This is a genomic window from Ferranicluibacter rubi (assembly GCF_011603255.1).
Classification (GTDB): Bacteria; Pseudomonadota; Alphaproteobacteria; order Rhizobiales; family Rhizobiaceae; genus Ferranicluibacter; species Ferranicluibacter rubi.
This window is the reverse complement of record NZ_JAANCM010000005.1, coordinates 230873-252235: the sequence shown is the minus strand read 5'-3', so window position 1 is coordinate 252235 and position 21363 is coordinate 230873. Positions and strand designations below refer to the sequence as shown.

General features: G+C 63.1%; 18 protein-coding genes. 9 read left to right on the top strand and 9 right to left on the bottom strand.

Features of this window, described 5'->3' with window-relative positions; all coding sequences use genetic code 11:
• Positions 1–65: 65 nt before the first annotated feature.
• Positions 66–1448 (bottom strand): putative bifunctional diguanylate cyclase/phosphodiesterase, encoded by a 1383-nt coding sequence (locus tag G8E10_RS12390; protein ID WP_167129251.1) that lies wholly within the window; start codon positions 1446–1448, stop codon positions 66–68.
• A 234-nt stretch (positions 1449–1682) separates the two neighbouring features.
• On the opposite strand from G8E10_RS12390, the gene G8E10_RS12385 reads away from it, so the two are divergent.
• From G8E10_RS12385 to G8E10_RS12370, 4 genes are all read left to right on the top strand, one after another.
• Complete coding sequence (locus tag G8E10_RS12385) at positions 1683–2963, top strand: BtaA family protein (RefSeq protein WP_167129248.1); 1281 nt, start codon at positions 1683–1685, stop codon at positions 2961–2963.
• Between the two features lie 5 nt (positions 2964–2968).
• Positions 2969–3619, top strand: a complete 651-nt coding sequence (locus G8E10_RS12380; RefSeq protein WP_167129246.1) for a class I SAM-dependent methyltransferase — start codon at positions 2969–2971, stop codon at positions 3617–3619.
• Positions 3620–3862: 243 nt separating this feature from the next.
• Complete coding sequence (locus G8E10_RS12375) at positions 3863–4663, top strand: glycoside hydrolase family 25 protein (RefSeq protein ID WP_110799216.1); 801 nt, start codon at positions 3863–3865, stop codon at positions 4661–4663.
• 145 nt (positions 4664–4808) lie between these two features.
• Positions 4809–6068, top strand: a complete 1260-nt coding sequence (locus G8E10_RS12370; protein WP_281517544.1) for a lytic murein transglycosylase — start codon at positions 4809–4811, stop codon at positions 6066–6068.
• Positions 6069–6136: 68 nt separating this feature from the next.
• On the opposite strand, the gene G8E10_RS12365 is transcribed toward G8E10_RS12370, so the two are convergent.
• On the bottom strand, positions 6137–7435 hold the full coding sequence (locus G8E10_RS12365; protein ID WP_343289739.1) for a cation:proton antiporter domain-containing protein: 1299 nt from the start codon (positions 7433–7435) through the stop codon (positions 6137–6139).
• Between the two features lie 337 nt (positions 7436–7772).
• Between G8E10_RS12365 and G8E10_RS12360 the strand changes: the two genes are divergently transcribed.
• Positions 7773–8711: a DMT family transporter gene (locus tag G8E10_RS12360; RefSeq protein WP_167129242.1), complete on the top strand. Its 939-nt coding sequence runs from the start codon at positions 7773–7775 to the stop codon at positions 8709–8711.
• 476 nt (positions 8712–9187) lie between these two features.
• On the opposite strand, the gene metF is transcribed toward G8E10_RS12360, so the two are convergent.
• Both metF and G8E10_RS12350 read right to left on the bottom strand, forming a co-directional pair.
• Positions 9188–10102 (bottom strand): methylenetetrahydrofolate reductase [NAD(P)H], encoded by a 915-nt coding sequence (metF, locus tag G8E10_RS12355; RefSeq protein WP_167129240.1) that lies wholly within the window; start codon positions 10100–10102, stop codon positions 9188–9190.
• A complete protein-coding gene (locus G8E10_RS12350) occupies positions 10103–11116 on the bottom strand; it encodes an ArsR/SmtB family transcription factor (protein ID WP_167129238.1) in 1014 nt (337 codons plus the stop codon).
• Between the two features lie 154 nt (positions 11117–11270).
• On the opposite strand from G8E10_RS12350, the gene G8E10_RS26290 reads away from it, so the two are divergent.
• Positions 11271–11786: a P-loop nucleotide/nucleoside kinase family protein gene (locus G8E10_RS26290; RefSeq protein WP_167129236.1), complete on the top strand. Its 516-nt coding sequence runs from the start codon at positions 11271–11273 to the stop codon at positions 11784–11786.
• A 307-nt stretch (positions 11787–12093) separates the two neighbouring features.
• On the opposite strand, the gene ettA is transcribed toward G8E10_RS26290, so the two are convergent.
• Together ettA and G8E10_RS12335 are read right to left on the bottom strand one after the other, a co-directional pair.
• Positions 12094–13743 carry an energy-dependent translational throttle protein EttA gene (ettA, locus tag G8E10_RS12340; RefSeq protein ID WP_110799222.1) on the bottom strand — a complete coding sequence of 550 codons (1650 nt, stop codon included), beginning with the start codon at positions 13741–13743 and terminating at the stop codon, positions 12094–12096.
• A gap of 151 nt (positions 13744–13894) precedes the next feature.
• A complete protein-coding gene (locus G8E10_RS12335) occupies positions 13895–14947 on the bottom strand; it encodes a ribonuclease T2 family protein (protein WP_167129234.1) in 1053 nt (350 codons plus the stop codon).
• A 222-nt stretch (positions 14948–15169) separates the two neighbouring features.
• On the opposite strand from G8E10_RS12335, the gene G8E10_RS12330 reads away from it, so the two are divergent.
• Entirely contained in the window at positions 15170–16060 is an 891-nt protein-coding gene (locus tag G8E10_RS12330) for an alpha/beta fold hydrolase (protein ID WP_281517557.1), read from the top strand.
• 89 nt (positions 16061–16149) lie between these two features.
• Here G8E10_RS12330 and G8E10_RS12325 read toward each other — a convergent pair whose 3' ends face one another.
• On the bottom strand, positions 16150–16491 hold the full coding sequence (locus G8E10_RS12325) for a protein tyrosine phosphatase family protein (protein WP_092934460.1): 342 nt from the start codon (positions 16489–16491) through the stop codon (positions 16150–16152).
• Between the two features lie 76 nt (positions 16492–16567).
• Positions 16568–17407: a DUF4432 family protein gene (locus G8E10_RS12320; RefSeq protein ID WP_425530836.1), complete on the bottom strand. Its 840-nt coding sequence runs from the start codon at positions 17405–17407 to the stop codon at positions 16568–16570.
• A 203-nt stretch (positions 17408–17610) separates the two neighbouring features.
• Here G8E10_RS12320 and G8E10_RS12315 point away from each other — a divergent pair, with 203 nt between their 5' ends.
• The gene (locus tag G8E10_RS12315) at positions 17611–19002 is read left to right on the top strand and encodes a L,D-transpeptidase family protein (protein WP_132447952.1); all 1392 of its coding nucleotides are present in this window, start codon (positions 17611–17613) and stop codon (positions 19000–19002) included.
• Positions 19003–19232: 230 nt separating this feature from the next.
• Positions 19233–20534 (top strand): NAD(P)/FAD-dependent oxidoreductase, encoded by a 1302-nt coding sequence (locus tag G8E10_RS12310; RefSeq protein ID WP_167129227.1) that lies wholly within the window; start codon positions 19233–19235, stop codon positions 20532–20534.
• A 37-nt stretch (positions 20535–20571) separates the two neighbouring features.
• Here G8E10_RS12310 and G8E10_RS12305 read toward each other — a convergent pair whose 3' ends face one another.
• Positions 20572–21264: a ParA family protein gene (locus tag G8E10_RS12305; protein ID WP_132447555.1), complete on the bottom strand. Its 693-nt coding sequence runs from the start codon at positions 21262–21264 to the stop codon at positions 20572–20574.
• Positions 21265–21363: the final 99 nt, after the last annotated feature.

Genomic DNA, 21363 nt, shown 5'->3' with positions numbered 1-21363 from the left:
CGCCGTTACCACTATGGCCGTTTCGACGGGGGGAGCGCAACCCGCAGGACCGATTGTCGCTTGGCTCAGGCTTTCGCGTGGTGCACGCGGTTACGGTCCAGAATGGCCGAAACGTCGCCCGCCGCCACGGGGCGCGAGATGAGGAAGCCCTGTATGGCATTGGCGCCACGCGAGCGCGCATATTCCAGCTGCGGTTCCGTTTCCACGCCCTCGACCGTCGTGGACACATCGAAGGTGGAGCCGAGCTTCAGAATGATATCGACAAGCTCCGCATCCCGCTTGCTGCCCAGCATGGCCGCGGTGAAGGACCGGTCGATCTTCAGGTGATCGAGAGGGAACCGGCGCAGATTGTTGATCGAGGAAAAGCCGATACCGAAGTCGTCGAGCGCGATCTTCACGCCCTCCGCCCGGAGTTCCGTCAGGCTGTCGGAGATGATGGAAGGATCGACCGAGAAGATCGATTCGGTCACTTCGACCGTCAGGCGCTCGGGCGCGAGACCCGACTGGCGCAAGCAATCCCGGACATAGGGCAGGAAGGTCGGATCGCGGAACTGATCGCCCGCCACATTGACGGCAACGCCGATCGGCGACGGCCAGCGCATGGCCTCCTCGCAGGCCGTGCGAATGACCCAATTCCCGATCGGCAGGATGAGGCCCGTCGCCTCGGCGATGGAGATGAACTGGTCGGGTGCGATCACGCCCTTCTGCGGATGCCGCCACCGGATCAGCGCTTCGAAAGCCTTGATCATGCGCGTTTCCGAGCAGACGATCGGCTGGTATTCGAGGAAGAACTCGTTCCGGTCGAGCGCCCGCGAAAGATCGTATTCCAGCTCCGAGCGGGCCGATGCCTCGGCCGACATGCCAGTCTCGTAGAAGACATGGCTGTTGCCGGCGATCTGTTTTGCCTTCATCACGGCGAGATCCGCGCGACGCAACAGCGCCGACATGGACACGTCCTCGGGCGCCGGCACGGCGATGCCGATGCTCCCCACGATCCAGACCTCGCCGGCCGTGAGCTCAAAGGGCGTACCCAGAACGGTTTTGATCGTCGCGCAGATATCCTCGATCTTGCCACGGGACGGAGATCCGGCAACGTGGACCGCGAATTCGTCTGCGCCCAGCCGGTAGATCGTTCCAACCCCGGTCAGCACATTGGAGAGACGCTTGGCGATGCGGATCAACACTTCATCGCCGGCAGAATGGTCCATCGCGTCGTTGATGAATTTGAACCGGTCGAGATCAATCAACAGCAGCGCACCTCGCCCTTGACCCTGCGGACGGCTCAACACCGCCGTCAGGTCGTGTTCGAGCGCGAAACGGTTGGAAATGCCGGTGAGATGATCGATGTGCAGGATCGGTGCGATCGGTGACGCCGTGTCGCGGTCGCCGTTCGTATCCGTCACGCTCTTTCGCTCGCATCGCCTCTTCTGCAGCCACGTCAACATCATGTTCTTTCCAAAAGGAATCACCTGCTTCGCGGGCGCCACGCCCTCCGCGGCCGTTTAGACGACCGGCAGACGTCGCCAAGCTATACTTTTGGTTGATCTGCAGCGGCCTGCCAAGCGGACTCTGAAGGTTTGGTAAACGATCCGGGCGTTGCACCGGAGGTCCACAGCCCGCGTCACGAAAGTGTTGCGCAAGCATCCTAGAAGCGTCGCATCTTCAACGAACGGCTGTTAACCATGACCGATCTGGCGCCCATCGATCTCGTCTCCTCCCCGCGCGTTGCGGATGCGCCCAGCGGGCGCAAGAACCAGAAGCTTCGCAAGGCGCTGATCCAGCACCAGCCACTGACGGCGTCCGGACTGTCGGAGCGTCTCTTCGGTCTTCTCTTCTCCGGCCTCGTCTATCCCCAGATCTGGGAAGATCCCGCCGTGGACATGGAGGCGATGCAGATCCGCCCGGAGCACCACATCGTTACCATCGGCTCCGGCGGCTGCAATATGCTCGCCTATCTCTCCGCCACGCCGGAGCGCATCGATGTCGTGGATCTGAACAGGCATCATGTGGCGCTGAACCGGCTGAAGCTTGCCGCCTTCCGCCATCTTCCCGCGCATAGCGACCTCGTCCGCTTCCTCGCCCGCGAACAGCTGACGTCCAACGTCGCCGCCTACGACCGGTTCATCGCGCCGCATCTCGATGCGTCCACGCGCAGCTACTGGGAAGGCCGCAAGCTGAACGGTCGCCGGCGCATCTCCGTCTTCGGCGCCAATCTCTATCGCACCGGCCTGCTCGGGCGCTTCATCTGGCTCAGCCACATGCTGGCCCGCGCCCATGGCGTCGATCCTTCCGAACTTGTCGCCACCCGCTCCCTGCGCGAGCAACGCCAGTTCTTCGACGAGCGCCTTGCGCCTCTGTTCGAGCGTCCTGTGATCCGCTGGCTGACGGGCCGCAAGAGTTCCCTCTTCGGCCTCGGCATCCCGCCGCAGCAGTTCGACGAGCTGGCAAGCCTCAGCACCGAGAAGACGTTGGCGCCGGTGCTTCGCCACCGGCTGGAAAAGCTCGTCTGCCATTTCCCGCTTCGACACAACTACTTCGCCTGGCAGGCCTTCGGCCGCCGCTACCCCTTGCCGCACGAAGGCATGCTGCCGCTCCATCTCCAGCCGGAAGCCTACGAGGCGATTCGCGACAATGCGGAGCGGGTGCACGTCCATCACGAAAGCTTTACCGACCTCCTCGCGCGCAAGCAGCCGGGCACGGTGGATCGCTATGTCCTTCTCGATGCACAGGACTGGATGACGGACCAGCAGCTCAACGACCTCTGGACCGAAATCACCCGCACCGCCGCTCCGGGCGCCGTCGTCATCTTCCGCACCGCGGCCGAACGCAGCATCCTCGAGGGCCGCGTGTCGGAAAGCCTGCTTTCACACTGGCACTACGACCGCACGAGGTCTGGCGCCCTGAACGTCAAGGACCGCTCGGCAATCTACGGCGGCTTCCACATCTACCGCAGGCAGGCGTGAGCCGCATGCGCGACGCCATGGTTTCCGACAGCGCCCATGCCGGTCGCATGGACCGGATGTACCGGACACAGCGTCACATCTACGATGCCACGCGCAAATACTACCTCTTCGGGCGGGATACGCTCATAGAAGAGCTGGGCGCGGCAAGCGGTGCCAGCGTATTGGAAGTGGGGTGTGGCACCGGGCGAAATCTGGCGCTGATTGCCAGACGCTACCCCCGTGCAAAGCTTTATGGCCTCGATATTTCGACGGAAATGCTCATATCCGCCGAGAAGGCGCTCGCCGGCAGAAACGCGACCTTGAAGACGGCCGATGCCACGGATTTCGACGCACGCGCCTTCGGTGTCGAGGGTTTCGACCACGTCGTCATCTCCTACGCCCTGTCGATGATTCCCGACTGGGAGAAGGCCGTGGAGACCGCGCTCGACGCGCTCGCACCGGGCGGCGCCCTGCACATCGCGGATTTCGGCCAGCAGGAAGGCCTGCCGCCGATCGCCCGCCGCATCCTCACGGCCTGGCTCACCCGCTTCCACGTCACGCCTCGGGCGCATCTAATGTCGGTCGTCGCAGCGAAGGCTCATGCCCGCGGCATGGTCACCGCGACCCGATCCATCGGCCGGGGCTATGCCTGGCTCATCACCTGCCGGCGCACATGACATTTCTCCCAACCGCCGGGACCGGTGCAAAACGCAGCTGAAGGCCGGAAATCTCGCCGGAACGAGCCGTCCGAATGGGCCGTCTGACACAAGCCACGAACGCTATGCTACGATCAGGGCTTGAAACTAACCCAATTTTTACGTTGATATGATGAAAATGGGGTTCAAGGTCTCCGGGGGGTCAGCACGAATGGGCAGCCACGGGTGAGGCACAACGTTCCATCATCAACGAACGGGAACTCCATGCGCCGGCTGCTCCTCGCTCTTCTGCCGCTTGTCACGCTCCTGTCTGCGTGCACGTCCACCGATTACGACCTCGTACAGACGGCATCCATACCGCCGCGTTTCCACGATAAGGACCCGCAGGATTTCGGTGATCGCACGCCCCAGCACCACAGCATTCACGGCATCGACGTGTCCAAGTGGCAGGGCGATATCGACTGGGCAGCCGTCAAGCAGTCCGGCGTGTCCTTCGCCTTCATCAAGGCGACCGAGGGCAAGGACGTGGTCGATACGCGTTTCTCGGAATACTGGCCGAAGGCCCGCGCGGCCGGCATCGCCTACGCGCCCTATCATTTCTATTACTTCTGCTCGACAGCCGACGAGCAGGCCGACTGGTTCATCCGCAACGTTCCCAGAAGCGCCGTTCACCTGCCGCCGGTGCTGGACGTGGAGTGGAACGGCGAATCCAAGACCTGCCGCTACCGCCCCTCGCCGCTGACCGTCCAGAGCGAGATGAAGCGCTTCATGGACCGGCTCGAGGCCTATTACGGCAAGCGCCCGATCATCTATACCTCCGTCGATTTCCACCGCGACAATCTCGTCGGGCAGTTTAACGAGCATCACTTCTGGGTGCGCTCCGTCGCCAAGCATCCGGTCGAAATCTACAAGGACCGCCGCTGGGCCTTCTGGCAGTACACCAGCACCGGCCAGATCCCCGGCATTTCCGGAAACACCGACATCAACGTCTTCGCAGGTTCCGAGAAGAACTGGCGCAAGTGGGTGAAGGCCGTTTCCGAGCCGAAGCAGGTGGCCGGAAACTGACGGCCCTGCGCCTGCTGCTTTTCGTTGGCCGCCGCTCTTCATTCCGCCCTATTGCCGTGTGAAATCGGCCTGACGCCGCCGGTCCTGCGACCGGCGGCCCTCTGTTTGCCGTCATCTTGCCCGAACCGTCTTGAAGGACCCACCTATGCCTAGCACACGCCCGCTCTCGTCCCGCCTCGTCACCGCCAGTTTGCTAGCGCTCATGACGTCGGCTGCCGTTTCGGGAACGGCATCGGCACAGACCGCGACACCGCCGGTCGCGGCTCCGGCCGCTGCGGCACCAGCAGCACCCTGCGGCGGCGATCTGGCAGCCTTCCTCAGCGGTGTGAAGACGGAAGCCGTCGCCAAGGGCATTCCGGCCGACGTGGTCGATCGCGCGCTGGCCGGCGCCGTCATCGATGAGAAAGTGCTTGGCCGCGACCGGGCGCAGGGCGTCTTCAAGCAGACCTTCGCGGAATTCTCCAACCGCACCGTCAGCAAGGCGCGGCTCGATATCGGCGCGAAGAAGATGAAGGAATATGCCAGCGTCTTTGCCCGCGCCGAGCAGGAATATGGCGTGCCCGCCCCTGTCATCACCGCCTTCTGGGCGATGGAAACCGACTTCGGCGCCGTGCAGGGCAACTTCAACACCCGCAACGCACTGGTCACGCTCGCCCATGACTGCCGCCGACCGGAAATGTTCCGCCCGCAGCTGATCGCCGCCATCGAGATGGTTCAGCATGGCGACCTCGATCCGGCGACGACGACGGGTGCCTGGGCCGGCGAGATCGGCCAGGTCCAGATGCTGCCGGAAGACATCATCGCGCAGGGCGTCGATGGCGATGGCGACGGCCACGTCAATCTGAAGGAAAGCTCGGCCGACGCCATCCTGACGGCGGCAAAGTTCATCAAGAGCCTCGGCTACACCGCCGGACAGCCATGGATCCAGGAAGTCACCCTGCCTGAGAATCTGCCCTGGGAGAAAACGGGCCTGCAGCCGGGCATGACCACGGGACAGTGGTTCGCACTCGGCATAAAACCGCGCGACGGCAACACGCAGTTCGGCGATCTCGCCGCCTCGGTGGTCATTCCGCAGGGCCGCAAGGGCGTGGCGTTCATGACCTATCCGAACTTCAACATCTATCTCGAATGGAACCAGTCGTTCATCTACACGACCTCCGCCGCCTACTTCGCCACCCGCCTCGCCGGCGCGCCGCCCTATGAGGCACGCAACCCGGACCAGGGCCTGAACGACGAGCAGATGAAGGTGCTGCAGACCAAGCTCGACGCCATCGGCCATGACGTCGGCAAGATCGACGGCATTCTCGGCTCCGGCACCCGCGCCGCGCTGCAGCGCGAACAGCTGCGCCTCGGCATCCCCGCAGATGGCTGGGCGACGCAGGCCGTTCTCGACGCCCTGCCGTAAGCCCTTGCAATCCTGAGGCTCCGAAACGCCGCGTGTTGGAAACGACCGCGGCGTTTCGCGTTATGCGATCACTCCCCGTCAGCTCGATCACGCCGATGCTGCCGGGCAAGCCGCAACGCGCGATAGCGGACGCGAAGTGCCCGCCCGATCCCCAACAGCGCCGCCCCGCCGCGCGACACCTCGGCAAGCTCCCGGGCATAGGCGATCGCAAAGGCATGGCGGTAGCTCTCGCGGTGTTCGGCGGCCAGCCCGTCCAGCCGATGCATGATCGATACCCAGAGCGGCGACACGAGCAGAGACAGGGCCGTAACGGCGATGGCGATGCGATAGGCATCGAGATCGAGCGCCCCGGCCGACAGCCCTGCGGCGGCCAGCACGAACGAGAATTCGCCGATCTGCGCCATGGAAAGCCCGGCTACCAGCGCCACCTGCGGCGGCGAACCGGTGCGGCGCAACAGCGCGATGTTCAGCACCGTCTTGGCCGCGATGACCACGATGGCCAGCGAGAGCACCAGAAACAGATGCTCGGCCATGAAGGTCAGGTCGATCAGAAGCCCGATCGACAGGAAGAAGGCGACGAGAAGCACGCTCTGGATCGGCTCAATGACCGGAATGACCCGCGACCGCAGCGTCGAATTGCCGATAACGATACCGGCGAGAAAGGCGCCATAGGCCGGCGACATGCCCGCAACGCCCGACAGAGCAGCGGCGGAAAAACATACGGCAAGCGCGCCCAACGCCAGGATCTCCACCTTGTCCTCGATAGCCGCGCTGAACGGCAGCCGCAGCTTACCCCGTCGCCCGAGCCACCAAAGCAAACCGCCAAGCAGCCCGATCGCAAGCAGCATCTTGACCGCGATCTGCAGCACCCCGATCTCACCGCTATCCGCACCGCCGAGGCTGGTGACGAGGATCAGCATTGGCACGACGGCAATATCCTGCGCGATCAGCACGCCGACGGCGATGCGGCCGGTCTCGCTGCGCAGCTCCCCGCGATCGTCGAGCATCTTCATCGCAACGACGGTGGACGAAAGCGCAACCACGAAACCGAGAATGAGCCCTTCGGCAAACGGCGTGCCGGATATCGCCGAGACCAGCAGGGCCACCCCGACGGAAACACCGATCTGCCCGCCTGCAACCAGCAAGGCCTGCCGGAGACTGAGGATGAAGGCGCGGATGGAGAGCTCCATGCCGATGAAGAACAGGAGCACGATCACCCCCATCTCCGCCAGCAGCGTCACATTGGCGCTATCGGCGATGAACCCGAGACCTGTCGGCCCCAGCGCGACGCCGGCCAGGATGAACCCGACGAGCGGCGGCTGGCGCAGTCGCAAAAAGCCCAGACCCATGAGGGCGGCTACCGCGATGACCAGCGCGATCGAGACAAGATCCTGTCCATGACCGGCCGCCTCTGCGGCCGTGTGTGCGGCGGATAATGGCTGCAGCGTCGTCTCCCTCGGTCCATGCGCATCGACTCAGCGCGCCACCGGTATACGGCAACGGATGCGAACATGCCGTCATGATCGACATCAAGCCGGCAAGGTCAACCCATCGGGACATCGGCGGCCCGATGCTCCTGCCCTTCCTGCCGAGCACCGCAAGAAACGGGTGGAGGACGCACATGCAAAACGCTACAGCCCGGAGCATCATGTCCCGCCGTACAAATATTGGAGCGGACATTCAGGCTAGGAAGAGGGACGCAGCATGTCGATCGCAATGACACCGGTGGAAACGCGGATGACGCCGCTTACGTGGGGCCTTTTGGCGCTGCTCGGGCTCATCTGGGGCGCCTCGTTCTTCTTCGGCCGCATCGCCGTTCAGCACGTTCCCGCCTTCACGCTGGTGTTCCTGCGCGTCTCCATTGCCGCGATAGCACTCCATCTTTTCATTCGCGGCCGGTTCGACATCTACGCCCAGCTCGTCGCACGGTGGCGTGCGTTCCTCGTCCTCGGGCTCATCAACAATGCGATCCCGCACAGCCTAATCTTCCTTGGGCAGACGCAGATCGGTGCCGGCCTCGCCTCCATCCTCAATGCGACGACGCCGATCTGGACCGTGCTGATTGCCCACGCACTGACCGACGACGAGAAGCTGAGCCCGCGGAAACTGGGTGGCACCGCACTCGGCCTTGCCGGCACGGTCTTCCTCATCGGCCCGAGCGCTCTCGGCCATCTCGGCGCAACCTCCGCTGGCATCCCGCTCTGGGCTTTGCTCCTGCCGCTCGGCGCCGCTGTCAGCTATGGCCTTGCGGGCATTTATGGCCGCCGCTTCCGTTCGCTCGCGCCTCCGGTCACCGCCGCCGGCCAGTTGACCGCCTCGAGCCTGATCATGCTGCCCGTCTCGCTGCTGGCGGATCATCCTTGGACGCTGGCGATGCCGCCGCTGACGACGATCCTCGCCATCCTCGCGCTGGCGCTCGTCTCCACCGCCTACGGCTATATCCTGTTCTTCCGGATCATGGCGCGGGCCGGCGCGACGAATACCTCGCTCGTCACCCTGCTGGTGCCGCCGAGCGCCCTCCTCTTCGGGCTCGTGTTCCTCGGCGAGCGTCTCGACGCCACAGACATCGGCGGCATGACGCTGATTGCAGCCGGCCTGATCGTGCTGGATGGGCGCCTGCTGGCCCGCAGCAGGACGCCATAGACATCACGCGACACGGGACATCGCCATCCGATCTGTCGCATTTCGGCCGCAGGCGTTAACGATCATCGCCCTGGCGCAGGAAGTTGTTAACAGCTGAGAACAATCCGTTAATGCGGATTAGATCAGCAAACGCAAGGACCTAGACTTTTTGCGCACCTTTCCGCTTCCCAAGGCACCGCAGTGCAGCACAAGATTTCCTTGGAGGTGTGACATTTTCAACCTATGTTTCACGCGTTAACGCTTGGAGGGTTGAATGGGAATCGCACGGTCCGTGAATGTTCTCATGATAGGTGCCTCGTTCGCATTCGTTGCGATGATGCTCTTCATCTAGGAGGAGATGAAAATCCCGGTGGCCTTGAGGATGGAGGCCGACGGGAAACTCTCAGCGTGGGACGGGAGGATATCGTCTCCCTGATCTGGCATGCAAAAGCCCTCGAAATGAACCTTCGAGGGCTTTTGTACGTCCGGGCTCAATTTCAGGCAGCGGCACCCTCGACAACTGCCTCATCCGTACGCTTGAAACCCACAAGATCGCAGACGGCCGTGATCAGCGGCGAGCGGTTCATCGTGTAGAGATGAAAATCCCGAACACCGCGGCGCGCGAGATCCACGATCTGCTCGGCCGCAATATGCGTCGCCTCCTTGAAACGCTCTTCCGGAGACTCGTCGAGATGAGCAAGCCGGGCCGACAAGGCTTCGGGAATACGCGCGCCACAGAGACCCGCAAACTTCGAAACCTGCCCGAACTGATTGATCGGCAGGATGCCGGGAACGACGGGTATCGAGATGCCGGCCTTGCGAACACGCTCCAGATAGCGCTCGAAGTCATTGTTGTCGAAGAAGAACTGGGTCAAGGCCCGTGTCGCGCCATTGTCGACCTTCCGCTTGAGCATATCGATATCGGCATCGACATCCGAACTTTCCGGATGCTTCTCGGGATAGGCGGAAACCGAAATCTGGAACCGGCCGCTGCGGGAAAGCGCAGCTACGAGCGCCGCGGCATTCTCATAGCCATCCGGAAAGGGCTGGTACTGCGCACCAATGCCGCCCTGCGGATCGCCGCGCAGTGCCACGAAATGCCGGACACCGGCCGCCGCGAACTCCTCGACGACGGCATCGACTTCGGCCCGCGTCGCACCGACGCAGGTGAGGTGCGCCGCCGTGCCCGGAATGGAACAGTCGTCGATCAGGCGGCGAACCGTGGTGAGCGAGCGTGCCTTGGTGGAGCCGCCCGCCCCATAGGTGACGCTGACGAATTCCGGGGCATACGCGTTCAGGGTCGCGGCCGTCCGCGTCAGTTGCGCGTCCATTTCCTCGGATTTCGGCGGAAAATACTCGAAGGAGAGGCGCAGATCGCCGCGCTCGGCCGGATAAAGCGTGCGGGTGGACATTCAGCGGGCTCCTGAAGCAAGACGTCGGGTCTGGTCGGCAGAGGAATCGGCGGGCTTGCCGGCGATCCAGATGGTCACGGTGAGCGGCGTATCCTGCGCCGCCTTCGGCGAGAGATCGATGACGCGCTGGACGGCAAGACCGGATGTCTCCAGCCACTCCCCCATGATCTGGTGGGAAAACCCAAGGCGGAAATGGGCGTGGTCCTGCCGCAGATGCTCGAGCGCGTGCGGCGCGAGATCGACGATCGCCAGACGTCCACCGGGCGCCAGCAGGCGCGCCGCCTCCTCGATCGCCGCTTCCGGCGCTTCGAGAAAATGGAGGACCTGATGGATCGTCACCAGATCGAACTGACGGCCATCGAGCGGCAGGTTGAAGATATCGCCGTGGCGCACGGAGGCCGTGGAGACCCCGGTGCGGTCGAGGTTGGCGCGTGCAACCGCCAGCATGTCCCGGCTTGCATCCACGCCCGTGGCGGTCTGGTAGAGACCCTGAAAGAGCTGCAGGATACGTCCGGTGCCTGTCCCGAGATCGAGCAGGCTCTCGACCGGCTCCGGCCCGACGGCGGCAACCAGCGCTGCCTCGACCTCCGCTTCGCTCACATGAAACCGCCGCATGGCGTCCCACTCCGCAGCGTTGCGGCTGAAATAGGCCTGCGCACGATCGGACCGGGCCTGCTTCAGCGCGGTCAGCCGCTCGCTATCGCGGGCGAGAACGGCATCGTCGCCATCCGCCGCGCCGAGGATCTGCCGGACCAACGCGACACTCTGTCCCTGCCCCCTCAGGCGAAAATACGCCCAGGCCCCTTCCTGATAGCGGTCGATCAGGGCGGCTTCCGTGAGGAGCTTGAGATGACGGGAAATCCGTGGCTGCGACTGCCCGAGAATCTCGGTCAGATCCGTCACCGTCAGATCTCCGGCAGCCAGAAGAGCGAGCAATCGCAGGCGCGTCGGCTCCCCCGCCGCCTTCAGCACATCCACCACCTCATCCAGCCGCAATCCAGTCTCGTTTATCATGCTCTTCCCATCAACACATAAAGATATGTTTATGTGATAAATGGGAGGCCTGCAAGCGGAAAGACGGGCTTGACGATATCCGTCATGGACAGGACGGTCATGAAACGTAGGATACTAACGTTGTCCAACCGGCTCCAAAGCACGTGGTGTGTCGATGCTTATCGTTTTCTCAGGTTTGCCAGGAATCGGAAAGACGACGATCGCAACCCGCGTTTGCCGCCATTTGCACGCCGTCCATCTCCGCATCGACACGATCGAGCATGCTCTCCACTCCGACCACCGTCATAAGGAAGATAGTCCGCTCGGATATGTCGTCGCCCAAGCTATTGCCGCCGACAACCTTCGTCTTGGCCACATTGTCGTCGCCGATTGCGTCAATCCGGTCGAAGCATCCAGAAAGGCATGGCGGTCCGTTGCGGCAGAGACAGGCACAATGGCACTCGACGTAGCCCTGATCTGCAGCGATCTCGACGAACACCGGAGGCGCGCTGAAACCCGTCAAAGCGATGTCATCGGCCTGGTCAAACCATCATGGGATCGGATCGTGACACATCGCTACGAGCCATGGGACGTGCCACCCGATCTGACCTTGGACACAGCGATTTCCCACCCGGATGCACTGGCAAGACAAGTTTCGACCCACATTCAGAGCTTGAGGCCCACGCCCTAAAGTGCTGCTGCGTCATATATAACGCGCTCAGGGACGCCGCGACACTCTACAACTGGCGCAAGTTTATCCTGAAATCGTTTCCAATCGAAGATTCGTGCGGTACAGGCCGAATAACACTCGCAATGCAAACGATACGCCTACGAGGTCACCACCGTGCTTCACATCCAACGCATGAGCTTTACCCAGAGGCACATGACGTCTGGCCTGAGTCACGCCTTATCTCGCGTGCAATCGACACACTCGACAACTGTCGGCGTGCCGCTCCCGAAGAAACGGCACGCTCAAAGCGATCCGACCGAGCCAGCACTTACCGCGTCAGGCGCTTGTAGGTGACGCGGCGCGGGTTGACGGAGTCCGGGCCGAGACGACGGACCTTGTCCTTTTCGTAGTCTTCGAAGTTGCCTTCGAACCATTCCACATGGCTGTCGCCCTCGAAAGCGAGAATATGTGTGGCGAGCCGGTCGAGGAACATGCGATCGTGGCTGATGATCACGGCGCAGCCTGCGAAGGCTTCCAGAGCCTCTTCCAAGGCCGAGAGCGTTTCCGTATCGAGGTCGTTGGTCGGTTCGTCGAGGAGGATGACGTTGCCGCCGTCCTTCAGCATCTTGGCGAGGTGCACGCGGTTACGCTGACCGCCCGAGAGCGAGCCCACCTTCTGCTGCTGATCGCCGCCCTTGAAGTTGAACGCACCGCAATAGGCGCGGCTGTTCATGTCGTACTTGCCGAGCTTGATGATGTCGTTTCCGCCGGAAATCTCTTCCCAGACGGTCTTGTCGCCACCGAGCGAGTCGCGGCTCTGGTCGACATAGCCGAGATCGACCGTTTCACCGACAGTGATCGAGCCGCTGTCCGGTGTTTCCTGACCCGTGATCATGCGGAACAGCGTCGTCTTGCCGGCGCCGTTCGGCCCGATCACGCCGACGATGCCGCCCGGAGGAAGCTTGAACGTCAGGTTGTCGATCAGCAAGCGGTCGCCATAGCTCTTCGAAAGGTTCTCGGCCTCGATGACCACCGTCCCCAGCCGCTCTCCGACCGGGATAACGATCTGCGCTTCGCCGGGCTTCCGGTTTTCCGCTGCTTCCACCAACTCGTCATAGGCCCGGATACGCGCCTTCGACTTGGCCTGACGGGCACGGGGGCTGGACGCCATCCATTCCTGTTCGCGCGACAGCGCCTTCTGCTTGGCGACGTCCTCGCGACCTTCCTGAGCAAGGCGCTTGGCCTTGGACTGCAGGTAGGCGGAGTAGTTGCCTTCGTACGGAATGCCGCGGCCGCGGTCGAGCTCGAGGATCCAGCCCGTGACGTTGTCGAGGAAGTAGCGATCGTGGGTGATCATCATGACGGCACCCGGATATTCCCGCAGGTGCTTTTCGAGCCAGGCGATCGTTTCGGCGTCCAAATGGTTGGTCGGTTCGTCGAGAAGCAGAAGGTCCGGCTGCGACAGAAGCAGCTTGCAGAGTGCCACGCGGCGGCGTTCACCGCCCGATAGCGCAGTGACGTCGGCATCCGCCGGGGGGCAGCGCAGGGCGTCCATGGCCATTTCGACCTGGCTGTCGAGATCCCAGAGATTCTGGCTGTCGATGACGTCCTGGAGACGCGCACCTTCGTCGGCCGTCTCGTCGGAATAGTTCATCATCAACTCGTTGTACCGCTCAAGCACGGCCGTCTTATGGGCCACGCCTTCCATGACGTTGCCGAGCACGTCCTTCTCGGCATTCAGATGCGGTTCCTGCGGCAGGTAGCCGAGGGTTGCGCCTTCGGCGAGCCAGGCCTCACCCGTATATTCCTTGTCGAGGCCGGCCATGATGCGCAGGACCGTTGACTTACCAGCACCGTTCGGGCCGAGAATACCGATCTTTGCGTCCGGGTAGAACGAAAGATGGACGTTCTCCAGGACCTTCTTGGTGCCGTAGGCTTTGTTCAGCCCGGCCATGTGATAGATAAATTGACGCGCCATGCTCGATCAATGCTCCGCGGGAATTGGAATTTGGCCCGCTATGTAGGCGAATTGCGCCGGGGGAGCAATGACGCTCGCCGTCATTTCCACCCGCATGCCCTTCGGAAGCGCGTGCCCGACGTGCGCCAGAGGCCGCCGCCGGGCGCCATCGCTAGCGAACGTCAACCAGCTTGGCAGCCCCGCTCGCCCCGGGCGCCATTTGCCCAGCAACGGCCTGACGTTCGGGACGAACCCGGCCGGCTGCATCCACCACGCCACCACTGCAGCGCGAACGCGTCGGCGCCGCCGCATGGATCAGGGCCCCAAGATCCGACGTCTCTTCCATCGTCGCGGAGAGACCGATCGTCAGCCCCGTGACCAGCATACGGTCACCGACCTGCCGGCACTGGAGACGAATACGATCCCCGGCTCCGGCCGCAAAACTCTGATCGAACGCCGCCTTAACCTCGGCCTCGGTGATGTCGCTGCCAATCCGGCTTCGAAACAGCGCGCCGACAACCGACGTGTTGACCGCCTCCAGCAAGCGGATCTGCAGGGAAAAATACGCATCGGGATCGAGAACCTGGCAGGTGCCGCTGCGCAGCCATGTATGACGGTCGAGGCCCGAGGCCGTACCCGGCATGGAAGCGGCAAGCTTGGTCGCGACATCCGCCGACAGTGGTACGGCCGGCAAGGCTAACCAGTCGCGCTTGCGATCCTCGGCCTGTAGCGCCTCGGAGACCTTGCAGAAGCTGTTGCGGACCGGCCAGAGCCCCGCGAGTGTCAGTTGCGTCCCGTCCGCGCGCTCGGTACTTTGCCCAACGCATTCAGGCCGCTTCGCTCTGGTTTCGCAAAAGGCGGGTAGCCAGCTGAGACCGAGGACGAAGCCGGTTTTGCCGGGCGCCGACTGACGTGTCTCGCCCTTCTGCGTGACGGAGGGATCAGGCTGTATCCGAACAAATGTTGGCGGTGAGGTCTCCGCTGCAACGGGGAGAGCTGGCGTCGCGCTGGGAAGGATCCCGGATACCCCGATAGGAGATGCGCTGTCGGCAAGATGGGGCGTATTCCGTCCGATGGCCGCTTGAGGAGCAGCCAACTCCGCGGCATGCACATCATACGCAGCGCAACTTGCCGTGATGATGGCGCAGGATACCAGCACCGGACGAAAGGTGCGCAGCCCTCGCTTCAGAGCGATCACCATCATTTCCATATATGTTGACGTCATCTCAACCTCCAGAACAAACCATGATCAATAGAGGACTAAAACAGGAATAACGCAAGCACGATTTATGTACGGTGGCGAATTTTTTAGATGATCCTCATATTGACAGAACCCGTTTCCGGGCGGGATAGTGGCGGTCTGGGACGGCTTGGGGAGGTGGTGACAGTGGCATTCGAGGAGGGTCGGCTCGCAAGTCCGTCCGGGGCGGATCTTGCGCTCTACCACATGGCTGCAAGCAGCGGGACGCGCGGCGTGCTTCTGATCAACCATGGTCTCGCAGAGCATGCTCGGCGGTACGAGAGTTTCGCGGCGGCCATGGCGGCGCGTGGCTTTGCGGTCTACACGCACGATCATCGCGGGCATGGCGCCACGCGAAGTGCTGCGCACCTGCAGGGGAGATTTGCGCCCGATGACGGGATCGGCGCGGTTCTGGCGGATGTTGCCGCCGTCAGGAACCATGCGGTTTCACGTCATCCCGGTCTTCCCGTCATCCTTTTCGGGCACTCGATGGGGGGCCTGATCGCATTGAATGCAGCCGAAGCAGAGCCCGGGCTCTATGACTGCCTCGCCGTCTGGAACGCCAACTTCAACCCGGGCCTCGCCGGCCGGTTCGGGCAGGGATTGCTGGCCATCGAGCGCATGTTAAAAGGCTCGGACGTTCCGAGCCCGCTCGTGGACCGCCTCTCGTTTGGAACGTGGGCGCGGACGATACCGGCGCGTAGAACGGATCTGGACTGGCTTTCGCACGACCCGGCAGAGGTCGATCGCTATATCGCCGACCCGCTTTGTGGATTCGACGTCACGGTTTCGCTCTGGATCGACCTGTTTCGCATGAGCTACGCGGGCGCCCAGCCTGACCGCCTCCGCCAGTTGCCGCCCGGCATGTCGATCAACCTTGTCGGCGGCGGAGAAGATCCGGCCACAGAGAAGGGCAAGGCCATGCAGTGGCTGCAGGCCCGGATGAAAACAGCAGGGCTGCGAGAGGTCACGGCGACCATTTACCCGGGCGCGCGCCATGAGACGCTGAACGACACAATCAGGGAGCAGGCGATCGACGACTTTTCAGCCTGGTGCCTGCGTGTCGTTGAAAAAAGGGACGAGTCATCAGCTGCGTGAGGACGTTGCGGGGCACCGGAGGCCCCCCGTCGCCCGCTGCAGAATTCCTTAAGCCGGAATCGGTCTAAGGATAAAATCATCCAGCAACCTTAGCCGCGAATATGCTGCGTCTGCTGGTAAACCGCGGTCGAGCGCGCGCCGGAGCGGCAGTAGCCGAGAATGGGGCGCTGGAACGTATCGAGCGCATCGACCATCTTGTGAACAGCGTCAGCGGTAACGCCGGCAGGGCCGACCGGGATGTGCATCGTTTCGATGCCCAGCGCATGCGCGCGCTGTTCGATCTCGGCAAAATCCGGCTGGCCGGGCTGTTCGTGATCGGGCCGGTGGCAGACGATCGACTTGAAGCCCAAGGCCTTGATCTGGTCGAGATCGGCGGCCGTTATCTGGCCGGTTACAGAATATTCATCGTTGATCGGGCGGATGTCGTCCATGCAAGTTCTCCTCGGCGCGCGGCGTGCCGCAACCTTCGTTGAAGAAGATGTAGGACGCCTTTGCCGCGCACGTCAATCACACCTTGCCGGACGAAGCGTCATCAATGAGGCCGAACATCAGTTCATAGGCAATCGCCTCACCCGGCATGAGCATGGACAACGCACCGCTTTCGGAAAGCGCCGAACGCTTGGCGATCCTGTGCGATGCCGGCTCGATGCTGACCACATCGGCGTCACCGCGCTGGCAGCGCCACATCTGCAGGAACGGCAGGCCGTCGGTCTTGAACCGGACCTCAAGGATGCGATGTCTCAGCGCCGGGAACGGCCCGATGCCGACCCTCGCCCAGCCATCATCAGCGACCGCCGGAAAAAGCACATGCGCGCTCTCGTCATCCCCGAATCGCCAGCCCTGCGACCCATCTGGAATCATGTCTCCCCGGATGCGGGTGTTGTCGTCAAAAAACCGACCGGCGATGTTCAGATGATACATCCACATGGGCGGGAACGCCGCCCCGCCGATGTTTTCGATTCGATCCTCGAGATGAACGGCCCCTTGCGTCATCGACCATCTGCGCGTCAGTCGCGCGCTGCCGCCATCGGCGAGACGGATATCGACGATCGCAACGCACATGCTCTCCGTCGCGGTCAGCGTTTCCGTCGGCACCTGCGTGCCGGACAGGGAGCCATGCAACGGATAGCGTCCGCCGTTCGCCGTCGGCTCGGGGTGCCGGATATGGTCGGGACCGCAGGTGAAGAGAAAGCCTTTCAGCGCTTGGTCGATGCGCGGATCGCCGTCAGAGGGGATGGCGTGGCCCGGCGAGAGATCGATACCATCGACCACCAGCGCCGCGACATCCATGGCCGATGCGGGATCGAGAAGCAGCGTCACGATTTTCCCGTCGTGGCTTCCGTCCATGCGCATATCGTCACCTCTTCGGAACGCTCGAAGCGTCTCTCTTGCCGTTGGCCGTCTTGCCCGGCATATGGTTAGCAGTTCTTTAACGTTGAATTCAGTCTTTTCATATTAACGTCCCATTCCGCTTGTAGCTCGCGGGTCGGCCCGCCCATCAACAGGTTCTTGTCGTGACCATCGCTCCGAGACGTATCCCTTCTTTCCTCATGGCCGCCCTCGTGGCGGCCGGCCTCATGCCGGTTTCCACACCGGCTGCGGCGCAGTCCCGCATCGCGCTGTCTCCAGATCAGGTTCTGGTGACGCCGCAAGGCGATATTCTCGACTATGTGCCCGAGAACGGCGACGTGCGGGTGATGCGCGATGCGCGCGGCCGCACGGTGCTGGTCGATAACTGGGGCAACATCGTTGCAACGGTCATGGGATCGCGTGCCGCAAACGAAGGCCGCCGCCGCCCGCCGCCGGATCCTTACGGCGCGGAACCCTATGGCGACGAAGCTTTCGGCGGCCAGCCCTCCCGCGACAGGACCTTCGGAAACGAGGCCTATGGCGAACGTCCTTATATTCGGCAGCGCGGTGGCGCGAATGGCGTGCCGGATTACCGCAACTTCGTGCCGCCGGGCGTCGAGCGGGGCGATCTTCCGACCGCAGGCCAGGACGCTCCGCAAGACGAAAACGACATGGCCGCACTGCCGCCGGAACAGCCGACGGCATCGCAAGGCACCACCCTGCCCCGTGCGGCAGCGATCACCAGCAAGTCCAGCGCGGAAATCACCGCATTGCAGGTCTTCCTCGATCGGGAAGGCTTCTCTCCCGGTGTGATCGACGGCAAGAACGGCTCGAACGTCACCAAGGCCATCGAAGCCTGGCAGCAGGCGACGGGGGAAACGCTCGATCCGAACAATACGGAAGACACGCTGGAGCGCCTGCGCCTCAGCGGCGGGCTCGCGATCACCAGCTACACCATCACGGCGGCGGATGCGGCAGGGCCTTATGTCGCGGAGATTCCGGAAGACTACGCCCACAAGGCTCTGCTTCCGCACATGTCCTTCACCTCGACGACGGAAATGCTCGGCGAGCGCTTCCATATGGACGAGGCCTATCTGCGCGAACTGAACCCCGGGGTCGATTTCACGATTCCCGGAACGATCATCAAGGTCATAAATCCAGGCGAACCGAAGACGGGCAAGGTCACACGCGTCGTCGCCGACAAGGCGCGCAAGCAGGTGTTCGCCTATGACGAGGCGGGCGCGCTGATTGCGGCCTATCCCGCGACGATCGGCTCGTCGGATACGCCGTCACCCTCCGGCACCGTGCAGGTCGACCGGATCGCGCTCAATCCCGGCTATACCTACAATCCGAAGATCAATTTCAAGCAGGGCGAAAACGACAAGGTCCTGACCCTGCAGCCCGGCCCCAACGGCCCCGTCGGCACGGTCTGGATCGCGCTGTCGAAGCCGACCTACGGCATTCACGGCACGCCGGAACCGTCGAAGATCGGCAAAACACAGAGCCATGGCTGTGTGCGGCTGACCAACTGGGATGCAACGGAACTGGCCAAGATGGTGAGCGTCGGCACGACTGTGGAATTCCTCGAATAGGCGGTCGACGGTCTGCCGCATCGACGGGAAAAAGGGCTCCCGGACGGTGTTCGGAAAACGGAATTGTCTGGAAAATCCGACCGTCCCGCAAAATCTCGCGGTGATCCTCGGTCAGTTAGCGTCCCGGATCGCGCCGGCTCATCACGTCATCCGCTATTGTCATGACGCAACGCAAGCGGGATCGGTTATCTCTGCGGTGAACGACCTAGCGATACGACAAGGATTGCCGCATGGCGGATGAACGCGCGCGTTACAAGATCGGGCCGAATCTCTGGCATGCGACCGCACCGCCCCCGCCGCAGACCGCATCCCTGCAGGCGGATGTGACAGCAGATGTCGCCGTGATCGGCGGTGGTTTCACCGGCCTGTCGGCCGCGCTGCACCTTGCGGAACAGGGCGTGAAGGTCGTCCTCATCGAAGCGCGCATGATCGGCTTCGGCGGGTCGGGACGCAATGTCGGGCTCGTCAATGCGGGCATGTGGACGAAGCCGGCCGATCTCATTGCCTCGCTCGGTAAGGAGCCCGGCGAGCGCCTGCTGCATGCGCTCGGCGATGGTCCGGCGCTCGTCTTCGATCTGATCGCCCGGCACGAGATCCGGTGCGAGGCCGTTCGCAACGGCACGCTGCATATGGCCGTGGGTGCCGAAGGTCTTGCCGACATTACCGATCGGCAGGCACAGTGGGCTGGCTTCGGCGCGCCGGTGGAGGTGCTCGATGCGGATCGCGCGCGCCAGCTGACGGGTGCCGAGGGTTTCGCAGGCGGCCTTCTCGACCGCCGCGCCGGCACGATCCAGCCTCTGGCCTATGCGCGGGGTCTGGCGCATGCGGCTGTCAAAGCCGGCGTTCGGCTCTTCACCGAGACGCCGCTGACCGGCGCCACCCGCCAAGGGAATGATTGGGTGTTGAAAACCCCGGCCGGTAGCGTAACCGCGCCAAAAGTCGTTCTCGCCACCAATGCCTATGGCACGCTCGTCGACGGCATGCCCTGGAGCGCGCCGACGACGGAGCTGACGATCCTGCCCTATTTCCAGTTCGCGACGAAGCCGCTTTCGGCAAATGTCGCGGCAACGATCCTGCCGGAACGGCAGGGGTGCTGGGATACCGGCATGGTGATGACCTCGTTCCGCATGGACCAGCAGAACCGCCTGATCTTCGGCAGCATCGGCCGTCTCGATGCCTTGGCGACGGGCACGCATCGGGCCTTTGCCAAGCGCTCGCTAACGGCGCTCTTTCCGCAGCTCGGCGATGTCGATTTCGAATATTGGTGGGATGGCCGCATCGGCATGACCACCAACGCCCTGCCCCGCCTGCACACGGTGGCGCCCGATGTTCTCTCGGTCAGCGGTTATAATGGCCGCGGCATCGCGCCCGGCACCGTGTTCGGCCGGGCGCTCGCCCATCACATCACCGGCGGCACCCATGCAATGCCACTTGACGAAACGCCGCTCACACCTGATCCGTTGCGTACGGTGAAGTCGGCCTTCTACCATGTCGGCGCACAGGCCAAGCACCTGATCGACCGACGCTTCTAGGACGCGACACCGATAGCGGCCCGTCCCGAGAGCCAGATCAGGCGGCGCGGCGGAAGGCGCGGGTGACGTGGAGCGGAACGAGGCGGCGGACCTCCTCGGCAAACACGCGAGCATTCTCCCGCGCCTTGTCAAGATTGCTGACACGGGCCGGGTCCATGGTCTGCAGCGTGCCGCCGCAATCGAACACGTCGCGGAACGCCGCGCGCTCGACAATGGGCGTTTCCAGAACGCGCACGTTGCGGCTGGCCAGAAGCACCTTTACCACCTGCAGCGCCCGCGTCGTTACCAGCGAGCTGACCCGGGTCAGCACAACGGAATGATCGATGCGCACGCCGACCTGCTTCTCCAGCTGGGCGAGCAGTTCCAGAACCTGCGCCCCGCCCTTGGCATCCATGGAACAGCCCTGGATGGGGATCAGCACGTGGTCGGAAAGGCCGATCGCGGTTGCGAGCAGGCTGTTGCGCGCGCCGGCGAGGTCGATGATGAAATAGTCGGTATTTCCACGGTTCTCGATGATGTGGCCCTGGATCGACGCCATCGTGATTTCCGAGATGACATCGATATTCGGAACGCGGCCCGAGAGCTCATGCCATGTCGAAATCCAGCGCTGCGGATCGGCGTCGAGCACCGTCACGCGGTTACCGGCGCGTGCCAGTTCGGTTGCGAGAATGAGTGCTGCGGTGGTCTTGCCCGCGCCGCCCTTGGTGTTGGCGAATGTGATGACTGGCATGGAAACCTCGTTGGGGATGCAAAGCCCCGGTTTGCCCCTCAAACAGCTCCAGCCCCTGAAGCCGCTGTGGTTAACCGAACCTTTCAAATCGTGGTTAAC